Origin of the sequence: Winogradskyella sp. (assembly GCF_013213835.1) — a bacterium.
Taxonomy (GTDB): Bacteria; Bacteroidota; Bacteroidia; order Flavobacteriales; family Flavobacteriaceae; genus Winogradskyella.
In genome coordinates this window covers 99,693-110,836 of sequence record NZ_JABSSU010000002.1, presented here as the reverse complement: position 1 = coordinate 110,836, position 11,144 = coordinate 99,693, and the positions used below count along the sequence as shown (strand labels likewise).

Genomic DNA, 11,144 nt, shown 5'->3' with positions numbered 1-11,144 from the left:
CGGACACCAATGTTGATGACACGAGTGATGATGGTGATGACAGTGATGGCAATACAGAAGACGATCCAACGGATACTGATATTCCAGAGATGCCAGAATTAGAGTTAACAAAAACAGTTGTAATTAGTAATGATCTTACACCTGTTGGAACCCCAAGTTTAGGTGACGAGTTAACATATACATTTACTGTTGAAAATACAGGTAATGTAACAATGAGTAATATTGTTATTGACGATGCGTTAACTGGATCTGCAGGTCTAGCGATTAGTCCATCTTCATTAGCACCTGGAGAAATTGGAACTGTAACAGCAACTTATATCATAACACAAGCAGATGTCGATGCAGGTAATGTAACGAATAGTGCGACTACTACAGGTGATAGTCCTTCAGGAACTAGTGTAACTGAAACTAGTGATGATGGTGATGACAATGATGGTAATACAGAAGATGACCCAACTGTTATCGATATTCCACAAGATCCAATGTTGGCAATAGAAAAAACAAGTAGTTTAGATTTAGGCTCAGATAATATTGCAACGGTAGGTGATATTATAACTTATACCTATACTGTTACCAATACAGGAAATGTGACAGTCTTTGATGTTAGTGTGACTGAAAATGCAGTAAACTTTACAGGAACTGGGACATTACCTGTACCAACATATCTTAGTGGTGGTGCTGACCTAGATGGTGAAGCAGATCTTGAAGATATGATTGTCGGTGCTGAGACAATAGTTTATACTGCTACTTATGCGATTACTCAAGCAGATATTGATAGTGGTTTTGTAACTAATCAAGCACTAACAGATGGTACAGGACCTCTTGGTGATGCAGTTAACGATATTAGTGATGATCCATCGGATACAACTAGTGACGATGACCCTACAGTTACAACAATCCCACAAGAGCCAAGTATTGCAATAGAAAAGATAAGTAGTTTGGACTTAGGAACTGATGGTATAGCAACAGTAGGTGATATCATTACTTATACATATACAATTACCAATACTGGTAATACTACAGTCTTTGATGTAAGTGTAACTGAAGATGCAGCTAACTTCACAGGGACAGGTGTATTACCAGCACCAACATATGTAAGTGGTGGTAGCGATGAAGATGGAGAAGCTGATTTAGAAGACATGATAGTAGGTTTAGGTACAATAGTGTATACAGCAACATATGCAATTACCCAAGCTGATATTGATGCGGGAATTGTAACGAATCAAGCTTTAGCAGTTGCAACTAGCCCGCTAGATGTTACTATTGATGATAATAGTGATGATCCATCAGATACTACAAGTGATGATGATCCTACAGATACTATTATCCCTCAAGATCCTAGCATCGTTGTTGATAAAACCAGTAGTTTAGATTTAGGGGCTGATGGTATTGCAACAGTAGGTGATATCATTACATATACTTATACCATTACAAATACTGGTAACACTACAGTCTTTGATGTAAGTGTAACTGAAGATGCTGCTGACTTTACAGGTACAGGTACTTTACCTACACCAAACTACTTAGGTGGTGGCGGTGACATAGATGGTGATGCTGATTTACCAGATATGATAGTTGGTTCTGATACTGTAATTTTTGAAGCAACATATGCTTTAACACAGGCTGATATTGACGCTGGTATAGTTACAAACCAAGCTGTGGCTGGAGCAACAAGTCCACTCGGTGTAATATTAAGTGATGACAGTGATGATCCGACGGATCCTACAACGGTAACAGATGATCCAACAGATACTGAAATCATTCAAGTACCTTCAATAAGTCTTATTAAAACGGCATTACCGTTAGCGGATACTAATGGTGACGGAATTGAAGGAAGTTTAGGAGATGTTTTAACCTATGTATTTACAGTAGAGAATACAGGAAATGTTACTTTAACGAATATAGTAGTTGAGGATTTATTACCAGGCTTAAACTTGGTAGGAGGACCTATTGCCTCTCTTGCACCAAGTCAGGTTGATAGTACTACATTTACGGCGACATACGTAATTACTCAAGAGGATTTAGATATTGGATTTGTAACGAATTCCGCTACGGTAAGTTCAGAAGCACCATTTGGTGATCCAACCGATCCTTCAGATGACATAGTAGATACTAGTGATGATCCTAATGATGATGAAGAGGAAGATCCAAACGGTGATGGTAATCCTGATGATCCGACAGTAACAGAATTAAATTCAATTTTCGATTTAGAGGTAACTAAAGTTGTTGATGAATTAACACCAGTAGTAGGAGACGAAGTAACCTTTACAATTGAAGTTGCTAATGTTGGTAATGTGACTGCAACAGATGTTATTATAAGTGAAGTAATACCAGATGGATATGTGTTTGTTTCGGCAATAACAACAACTGGTACTTATTCTGAGTTTGACGGTGAATGGATAGTTGGTCAATTAAACCCTGATCAAGTAGAAATACTTCAGATAACAGTTGAAGTTCTTGGTTTCGGTGACTATCTAAATACAGCCTTTGTTGCCAATGCTAATGGTGGTGATGATATAAATACAAGTGATAACGAAGACGATGCTTCAGTAGATCCTATTTGTTTAACGATTTGGAATGAATTCTCGCCAAATGGTGATGGTGTTAATGAAACATTCTTGATTGATTGTATAGAAAGATTCCCAAATAACACATTAGAAATTTATAATAGATGGGGTAACATCGTTTATAAAACAAAAGGCTATTTAAATGATTGGTCAGGAACATCTAATGGTAGAGCTGTAATTAATGGTTCAGACCATTTACCAGACGGAACATATTACTATGTGTTAGATCTAAAAGATGGTTCAGAGCCTAGAGTTGGATGGTTATACATTAATAGATAAGACTAATTAACACTTAATTATAAAATACATTAAAATGATACATAAATCATCGATAATAAAAGGATTAGTAGTTTTAGTATTTACACTAATGAGTGCTAATAGTTTTGCACAGCAAGACCCTCAGTATACACATTATATGTACAATACTCTGAGTGTGAACCCTGCATATGCAGGTCAGAGAGAAACACTTAGTGTAGTAGGACTGCATAGATCTCAATGGGTTGGTATAGATGGTGCACCACAAACACAAACTTTAGGAATCCATTCGCCACTAAGAAATGAGCGTATTGGGTTAGGTTTAAATATTGTGAGTGATGCTCTTGGACCAGCAAGAGAAACATCGGTTGATGCAAATTTTTCGTATACCATTCCATTAAACGCTAATGATTTAAAATTGTCGTTTGGAGCAAGAGGAGGATTTCATATGTTAGATACAGATTGGAGTAAAGGGCGTTTCAGAAATCCGGATAGAGTTTTTAATAATAACTTAAATCTTATATCACCAACAATTGGGGCAGGTTTATACATGCACACTAGAAAGTGGTATTTAGGACTATCAGTTCCAAATATTTTACAAACAGATCATTATGATGATTTCCAAGAGTCAATAGCTACTGAGAGTCAACATTTCTATTTAATAGGCGGTTACGTTTTTAATGTAAGTGAAACAACTGAATTTAAACCAGCATTTTTATTAAAAGGGGTTTCAGGAGCACCTTTAATTGCTGACGTTTCTGCTAACTTATGGTTTCAAAAGAAACTAACAGTGGGTGTCGCTTGGCGCTGGGATGACTCAATGAGTGCTTTAGTAGGATTTCAAGTAACACCAGGAATGTTCATAGGATATGGATATGATGTTACAACCACTGGCTTAAATAATTATAATGGTGGATCGCATGAACTAACATTAAGATTTGAAGTAAAACGACTAGGTAGAATTTTATCACCAAGATTCTTCTAATATATAATAGTATGAAAAAAACAGTGAGATATATAAGTATAGTGTTAATTGGATTACTATCTCTTCCAATACTTGCACAAAATGGAAAAATCAAAAGTGTTGAAAATGACTATAAAGATTTTGCTTATGTAAAAACCAGTGAAGTCCTTCTCGAAGTAGCCAATAAAGGATTTAAATCATCTGATCTTTTTCAAAAATTGGGGAACTCGTTTTATTTCAGAAATGATATGGAAAATGCATCAAAATGGTATGCTGAATTAATGACAATGAGCGATGTCATAGATCCTGAATATTATTTTAGATATGCCATGTCTTTAAAAGGAATTGGTGAATATGAGGAATCTGATAAATGGATGAAAAAGTTCAATGAACTTAATCCAAAAGACACCAGAGGTAAAGCCTTTTTATCTAAAACGGATTATAAAGCGTCAATAGAAGAATTAAGTAGAGACGATATCGAAGTTGAAAATTTAGATTTCAATACTGAAGTCTCAGATTTTGGGACTACAGAGTATGAAAACTCTATTGTATTTTCATCTGCACGAGGTGGTGGAAGAAAATATAGATGGAACGAAGAACCTTATTTAGATATTTATTCAGTTGAAAAAACTGAAAGTGGATTTGGAGAGGTTACAGAAATACAAGGTAAGGTAAATACTAAGTTTCATGAGTCTAGTGCAGTATTTTCACCAAATGGACAATATATGTTCTTTACAAGAAATAACTTCTTTAATTTAAAGTATAAAGAGGATGAAGATGGAGTTAATAGACTTCAGTTGTATAGAGCTACAAAAAGTGAAGACGGAACTTGGGACGAAATTCATAAAATACATTTTAATAGTGAAGAGTATAGTGTTACGCATCCAGCTTTAAATCTAGAAGGTAATAGATTATACTTTGTTTCTGATATGCCAGGATCCTTTGGCCAATCAGATATTTATGTTGTAGATGTTAATGATGACGGAACTTTAGCACAACCAGAAAATCTTGGACCTGCAATAAACACAGAAGGACAAGAGTCTTTTCCATTTGTAAATACTAATGGCGACTTATATTTTGCATCTAATGGTTATCCTGGTTTAGGAGGATATGATGTATACAAATCTGAAGAATTAGACAAAAAAGTAGCATCTGGTAACAATAAAAACTTTCCAATTGAAAATGTTGGGATGCCTGTAAATAGTCAGTTTGATGACTTCGGATACTATGAAAACCTTGTTACAAAACGTGCTTTTTTTAGTTCTAATCGTGAAGGTGGAAAAGGTAGCGATGATATCTACACATTTGTTATTCCAGAATGTGAGCAATTGGTAGCAGGTACAGTGGTTGACAAAAAGACTAGTGATTTAATACCTAATGCCACAGTCATTTTATACGATGGTGAAGGTAACGAACTTAATCGTATGACTGTTGGAGAAGATGCGGCTTTTAAGTTTGAGTTAGATTGCGAGATGGAGTATTTAATTAGAGGTGAGAAAGAAACATATACTTCTGATGAAAAACGCTTTACTACACCAAAGAAGAGTCAAGAGCTTACTTTACAGTTATTATTAGAGAAGGATGAACAAGAATTATCACCTTGTGATGATTTAGCGAAGTTATTAGATATACCAACTATCTATTTTGATTTAGATAAGTACGATATTAGATATGATGCTGAAATAGAACTACAAAAAGTTATAGCTGTATTAAACAAGTATCCAACTATGACTATAGATATTCGTTCGCATACAGATTGTAGAGCACCAATGGCCTATAATGAAAGACTTTCTGAAAATAGAGCACAGTCTACGCGTCAATATCTTATTGATAATGGCATTGCTAAAGAGCGCTTAACAGCCAAAGGATATGGTGAGTCTCAATTGGTTAATGATTGTGGCTGTGAGCCAACAAATGAATCTAGTTGTACAGAAGAAGAACATCAGTTAAATAGACGAAGTGAGTTTATTGTTACAAGTATCAACGGTAAGACATGTGATGATAAGGAATAATAAGTCATAAAACTTGAAGTAAAAAGAGCCGCTTAATATTTTAAGCGGCTTTTTTTTATGAATTCCTTTACTTTTTTTAAATTTTAACAACTTAATTTTGCTTACATGATAGAAGAACAAGTTATTCTCGTTGACGAATACGATAATCAAATTGGCTTAATGCCAAAGATGGAAGCTCATGAAAAGGCTGTTTTGCACAGAGCATTTTCTGTATTTATTTTTAATAACAGAAATGAATTAATGTTGCAGCAACGAGCGATGCACAAGTATCACTCGCCAGGTTTATGGACTAATACATGTTGTAGTCATCAACGTGATGGTGAAAGTAATTTAGAAGCTGGCAAAAGACGTCTTGAGGAAGAAATGGGTTTTGTAACAGAGTTAGAAGAATCAACATCATTTATTTATAAGGCGCCGTTTAGTAATGGTCTTACAGAGCATGAGTACGATCATATTATGATTGGTTATTATAATGATGAACCAATTATAAATAAAGAAGAAGTTGCTGACTGGAAATGGATGAATTTAGAAGCAGTAAAGCTTGATATAGCTCAACATCCAGAGAATTACACGGCTTGGTTTAAAATCATATTCGAGAAGTTTTACGAATTCATAAATGTGAATAAATAATGAAAGTTACTGTACATAGAAAAGCACACTTTAACGCTGCGCACAGATTATATAGAAGAGACTGGAGTTTTGAGAAAAATGAAGAAGTATTTGGTTTATGTAATAATCCTCATTTTCACGGTCACAATTATGAATTGATTGCCAGTGTTACTGGTGAGGTTGATCCAGAAACAGGTTATGTGATTGACGCAAAGGTTTTAAAGGATATCATTAAATCAGAAGTTGAAGATGCATTCGATCATAAGAATCTTAATATTGAAGTACCTGAGTTTAAAGAAATGAATCCAACCGCAGAAAATATTTCAGTGGTAATCTACAATAAGATAAAAGCCAAAATAGATCCAGAATTTCATTTAGAAATAACTTTGTACGAAACTCCACGTAATTTTGTAACTTACTCTGGAGAATAATTATTTCATGAAAGAATCTTTACATCCATTAAAGTTTCAGCCTATATTAAAGGACAAAATCTGGGGAGGAGAGAAACTTATTAAACAATTTAATAAAGCATCAAAATCAAAAATCTTAGGAGAAAGTTGGGAAATAAGTACAGTGCCAAATGATGTGTCTGTAGTTTCAAATGGAGCTCTTAAAGATAAAACCTTGCAAGAATTACTAGATTCTTATAAAGCTGATTTATTAGGTAAGAAGAATTACAGCAGATTCGGTAACGATTTTCCTTTACTCATCAAATTTATTGATGCTAAACAAGATTTAAGTATACAACTACATCCAGATGATAAACTTGCTAAAGAACGACACAATTCTTTTGGTAAAACAGAAATGTGGTACGTGATGCAGGCAGATGAAGATGCAAATCTAATTGTTGGATTTAATCAAAAAATGGACAAGGAAACATATCTAAAGCATCTAGAAGATAAAACCTTAACGCAAATATTAAATTTTGATAAAGTAAAAGAAGGCGATACCTATTTTATTGAAGCAGGTAGAGTACATGCAATAGGTGCAGGAGTTTTATTGGCAGAAATTCAGCAAACTAGCGATGTGACTTATAGAGTATATGATTGGGATAGAGTAGATGCAGAAGGTAACTCAAGAGAACTGCATAATGATATTGCTATTGACGCATTTAACTTTGAAATGGAAGATGATTTTAGAGTTGAATATGATACAGAGCAAAACATCTCTAATGAAATGGTAAGTTGTCCATTTTTTACAACAAATTTCCTTGAATTAGATACATCAAGAAGTATCAAAAATACATATGATTCATTCTTGATTTATATGTGTGTTGACGGTGAAATTGAAGTCACAACTGAGAATTCTAAAGATACAATTTCTAAAGGTGAAACAATTTTAATACCTGCTTCAGTAGATGCGTTTAATATTAATACAAATTATGCTAAGCTTCTTGAAGTTTATGTGTAAAACTTCAGTTGGCTAAAGTGAGGATTTAGTATTGTAATCATTACCTTTGTATCACAAATTATAAGTAAATTATGGCAAATAAAAGAGACTTAAAAAAAGATATTAATTACGTTTTTGGTGATATTATTGAAGCAGTTTATTACTGGGAACTAGAGAATGCTCAAAAACCTTCAACTGAAAGTGAAGCTATTATTGACGATGCCATCGCTTCTTTTGATGAGTTAATTACGCGTGTAAATGATAGAAGCGTAGAGGATAGAAAGGCACATTTTAAAGCTATTAATACAGATCTTGAAGCAAAAGGAAAAGCTTTAATAGAACGTATTAATAAATTAAGTTAAAAGTATTTGCAGATTTAAATTTCAAGTTTAAATTTGCGCCCATCTTTTGCCGATATAGCTCAGCTGGCTAGAGCAGCTGATTTGTAATCAGCAGGTCGTGGGTTCGAGTCCCTCTATCGGCTCAAAAGAATAAAAAAAGTCCAATCGTTTTGATTGGACTTTTTGTTTTTAATATTCAGCATTCGGTATTATCTTATAGGTCTATTTTCAATATATTCTCTCAGCTTTATTCCGTAAAATGATTTCTTAATATTAGTATCTAGGCCGTTATAAACCGAATCTATATATCTTGGATTAGCTGAAGGGATTTCATAAAGTGCTAGGTAAGGTGCAATTTCGCTGTCCTTATGATTTAATGCAAACTGAATGGTGAAAGAGTATTTTCGTTTTAATAAAGTCTCTGAAACTTTTGTTAAAGAATCAACCGCAATACTATCATTTTCTTTTTGGGCTAATAATGAGGCTTCAATGATATCTAGATTTTTATCATTGTATTTCCCCATAATTTCAAGATACTCATCTAATAAGGCTTGTTGCTTTGAACCACTAATTTCTGCGTCAAAATTAAAGTTCTTTAAAGTTGTATGTAAAGTCATTTCGCCTTTATCTGCAAAAAACGGAATGTAGTGTTCTTCATTATCGTTTTTGTGAAGTTTTAGGTATAATAATAACGGTTCTTCAATATTTGTTCTAAGGCTAAAGTCTGGCTGACCAGTAATGATCATAGAGTCTAAGTCTATGATATCTGTAGAGTCACCATTTTTTTGTAAATAAACGATGCCTTTTTTTAATCCTTTTATGCTTGCATTAAGTGTAAAGTTGGTGTCCTTATCCTTTCCACAAGAAACATTTAATAAGATAATTGCTATTAAGCTTAAAAGTTTTGATGTTTTTGTCATGTTATGATTATAATATTATTAGTTAGGTTAAAGGTGCTACTATTCGCATGAGTTCTGCCGTAAGCATTGCGCCATAAGTTCCAACGACATAGCCAAATACTGCTAGTAAAACTCCCACTGTAGCTAATGAAGGATGAAAAGCTGCGGCAACAACAGGTGCTGATGCTGCACCCCCAATATTTGCCTTGCTACCAACTGCTAAAAAGAAATATGGTGCTCTGATTAATTTAGCTACTAAAAACAAAAGACCTACATGTATAGCCATCCAGATTAAGCCTACTACAATTAATCCTGGATTGTCTACAATCTTTGTAAGATCCATTTTCATACCTATTGATGCTACTAAAATGTAGATAAAAACACTACCAATTTTACTTGCCCCAGCACCTTCATATTTTTTCACTTTAGTAAATGACAGAATAATACCTAAGAGTGTAGCAATAGATATCATCCAAAAGAATTGAGAGCCAAATGAAGACCATGCCGATTTCTTATCACTTACAGCCTCAATATTTGCCTTAAGAAATTCTGAAATTACATTTGCACCAAAGTGAGAGACACCAACAACTGTAAATGCAACGCCAAGAATCACCATAAAGTCTGTTAGTGTAGGATTTCGTGAAATACTTGCGGCATAACTAGACACCTTTTCTTTCAAAGATTCTATGGCCGTATTATCTGCCTTTAGCCATTTATCAATTTTCTTTTGTTTACCAATACCAAGTAATAATATAGCCATCCAAATATTAGCAACTACAATATCTACGATAACCATACCAGCATAATTATCTGTGTTGTATTCATATATTTCTAACATTGCAGCCTGATTAGCGCCACCACCAATCCAACTACCTGCAAGTGTGGAAAGTCCTCTCCATACCGCATCAGGTCCAGCTCCACCAACGGTTTCTGGTGAGATTAAAGAAATTAAAAATACTGCTATTGGACCACCAATTATGATGCCTAAGGTACCGGTACCAAACATGGCTAGAGCTTTCCAACCTAAATTAAATACAGCCTTTAAATCTACACTTATGGTCATTAAAACAAGTGCTGCTGGAAGCATAAATCTACTCGCAATAAAGTACACCTGAGATTTATGTTTTACCACTTCACCTGAGGTCTCAACCGTTTCCCATTCGGGTGCTATTAATCCGAAAGTAGTTAAAGCTGCTGGCATCATATATGCCATTAATAAGGCTGGGATGTATTTGTAGAATTTTTTCCAAATTCTATATTCACTAGAAGACGTGTAGAATACAAATCCTAGCATTAACATTAATAGTCCGAAAACAATTGTGTCTTGTGTAAAGAAAGGAGTAGAGTCCATAATTGATAAATTGAAGGCGCAAAATACCAAAATAATGTGCATTAAAAAAGTGATCTGTTAGGATCACTTTTTGTTAGTATCTGTTTTGTTTTTGGGTTCTCTTTTATGCGCTTTAAGCTTTTGCATAAGCATCCATTCTATTTGACCGTTGGTACTGCGAAATTCGTCAGCTGCCCATTTTTCAATAGCTTTTAACATGTCTTCATTAAGACGTAATGCGAATGCTTTTTTCTTTGCCATATGTCGTTCTATTTAATCATTCTTTTCTGATAAATCAATATTACTATTGGCAGTAAAATACTAGCACCAATTATCGTAATAACAAATCCCATTCCTAAATCTGTTTCATTTGTCTTTGCTCCTAACAGTATTTGATAGTTGATGTATGCAAACATTATGGTGCAAAGAAGATTAACAACACGTAAGACGGTTACTGAAAAACGATATTGTTGTGGTGCATTTTTTTCAGTTATATTAACCATATAATTGTGCTGATGCGGATATTTTGTTAATACAAACATTAAGATATAGAGTCCTGTTGCGAGTATCGGAAGAAAGAATAAAAAGTTCTTTCCGCTATAACTATCAGGTTGTCCAGCACTATTAAAATGAGAAGGAACTGTTTCTGGAAGCTCACCAAATACCATTGCAAAATGAACCCAGATGTACACTAGTAAGCCAATTGAACAACATTCTATAATAATATCAAAAGGTGTAAAAGGGACTTTATGGATCGGTCTATTGGAGTGGAACATAA

11 protein-coding genes and 1 tRNA gene are annotated in these 11,144 nt (G+C 34.2%); 8 read left to right on the top strand and 4 right to left on the bottom strand.

The window, feature by feature from the left end; genetic code table 11:
- From HRU50_RS02810 to HRU50_RS02775, 8 genes are all read left to right on the top strand, one after another.
- On the top strand, positions 1-2,846 hold a 2,846-nt coding region (locus HRU50_RS02810; RefSeq protein WP_296347947.1), incomplete at its 5' end, for a gliding motility-associated C-terminal domain-containing protein.
- A 34-nt stretch (positions 2,847-2,880) separates the two neighbouring features.
- Entirely contained in the window at positions 2,881-3,807 is a 927-nt protein-coding gene (locus tag HRU50_RS02805; protein WP_296347945.1) for a type IX secretion system membrane protein PorP/SprF, read from the top strand.
- A gap of 11 nt (positions 3,808-3,818) precedes the next feature.
- Positions 3,819-5,798 (top strand): OmpA family protein, encoded by a 1,980-nt coding sequence (locus HRU50_RS02800; RefSeq protein ID WP_296347943.1) that lies wholly within the window; start codon positions 3,819-3,821, stop codon positions 5,796-5,798.
- A 105-nt stretch (positions 5,799-5,903) separates the two neighbouring features.
- Complete coding sequence (gene idi / locus HRU50_RS02795) at positions 5,904-6,428, top strand: isopentenyl-diphosphate Delta-isomerase (protein WP_296347942.1); 525 nt, start codon at positions 5,904-5,906, stop codon at positions 6,426-6,428.
- Positions 6,428-6,838: a 6-carboxytetrahydropterin synthase gene (locus tag HRU50_RS02790; RefSeq protein ID WP_296347939.1), complete on the top strand. Its 411-nt coding sequence runs from the start codon at positions 6,428-6,430 to the stop codon at positions 6,836-6,838. The genes idi and HRU50_RS02790 overlap by 1 nt, the downstream gene beginning before the upstream one ends.
- A gap of 7 nt (positions 6,839-6,845) precedes the next feature.
- Positions 6,846-7,817 (top strand): type I phosphomannose isomerase catalytic subunit, encoded by a 972-nt coding sequence (locus HRU50_RS02785; RefSeq protein WP_296347937.1) that lies wholly within the window; start codon positions 6,846-6,848, stop codon positions 7,815-7,817.
- 71 nt (positions 7,818-7,888) lie between these two features.
- Positions 7,889-8,158 (top strand): hypothetical protein, encoded by a 270-nt coding sequence (locus tag HRU50_RS02780; RefSeq protein WP_296347935.1) that lies wholly within the window; start codon positions 7,889-7,891, stop codon positions 8,156-8,158.
- A 48-nt stretch (positions 8,159-8,206) separates the two neighbouring features.
- Positions 8,207-8,280: transfer RNA gene (locus HRU50_RS02775), tRNA-Thr, on the top strand.
- A 66-nt stretch (positions 8,281-8,346) separates the two neighbouring features.
- Here HRU50_RS02775 and HRU50_RS02770 read toward each other — a convergent pair.
- From HRU50_RS02770 to HRU50_RS02755, 4 genes are all read right to left on the bottom strand, one after another.
- On the bottom strand, positions 8,347-9,057 hold the full coding sequence (locus HRU50_RS02770; protein ID WP_296347932.1) for a DUF4369 domain-containing protein: 711 nt from the start codon (positions 9,055-9,057) through the stop codon (positions 8,347-8,349).
- A gap of 22 nt (positions 9,058-9,079) precedes the next feature.
- Positions 9,080-10,387 carry a DUF819 family protein gene (locus tag HRU50_RS02765; protein WP_296347930.1) on the bottom strand — a complete coding sequence of 436 codons (1,308 nt, stop codon included), beginning with the start codon at positions 10,385-10,387 and terminating at the stop codon, positions 9,080-9,082.
- A 63-nt stretch (positions 10,388-10,450) separates the two neighbouring features.
- Positions 10,451-10,627, bottom strand: coding sequence for an Arc family DNA binding domain-containing protein (locus HRU50_RS02760; protein ID WP_296347928.1), 177 nt, complete (start codon positions 10,625-10,627; stop codon positions 10,451-10,453).
- A gap of 8 nt (positions 10,628-10,635) precedes the next feature.
- Entirely contained in the window at positions 10,636-11,142 is a 507-nt protein-coding gene (locus HRU50_RS02755) for a DUF1648 domain-containing protein (protein WP_296347926.1), read from the bottom strand.
- Between the last annotated feature and the right edge of the window lie 2 nt (positions 11,143-11,144).

Coding starts and splice junctions, on each gene's coding strand:
- HRU50_RS02805 (WP_296347945.1), top strand. CDS start 2,881: ATGATACATAAATCATCGATAATAAAAGGATTAGTAGTTTTAGTATTT.
- HRU50_RS02800 (WP_296347943.1), top strand. CDS start 3,819: ATGAAAAAAACAGTGAGATATATAAGTATAGTGTTAATTGGATTACTA.
- idi (WP_296347942.1), top strand. CDS start 5,904: ATGATAGAAGAACAAGTTATTCTCGTTGACGAATACGATAATCAAATT.
- HRU50_RS02790 (WP_296347939.1), top strand. CDS start 6,428: ATGAAAGTTACTGTACATAGAAAAGCACACTTTAACGCTGCGCACAGA.
- HRU50_RS02785 (WP_296347937.1), top strand. CDS start 6,846: ATGAAAGAATCTTTACATCCATTAAAGTTTCAGCCTATATTAAAGGAC.
- HRU50_RS02780 (WP_296347935.1), top strand. CDS start 7,889: ATGGCAAATAAAAGAGACTTAAAAAAAGATATTAATTACGTTTTTGGT.
- HRU50_RS02770 (WP_296347932.1), bottom strand. CDS start 9,057: ATGACAAAAACATCAAAACTTTTAAGCTTAATAGCAATTATCTTATTA.
- HRU50_RS02765 (WP_296347930.1), bottom strand. CDS start 10,387: ATGGACTCTACTCCTTTCTTTACACAAGACACAATTGTTTTCGGACTA.
- HRU50_RS02760 (WP_296347928.1), bottom strand. CDS start 10,627: ATGGCAAAGAAAAAAGCATTCGCATTACGTCTTAATGAAGACATGTTA.
- HRU50_RS02755 (WP_296347926.1), bottom strand. CDS start 11,142: ATGTTCCACTCCAATAGACCGATCCATAAAGTCCCTTTTACACCTTTT.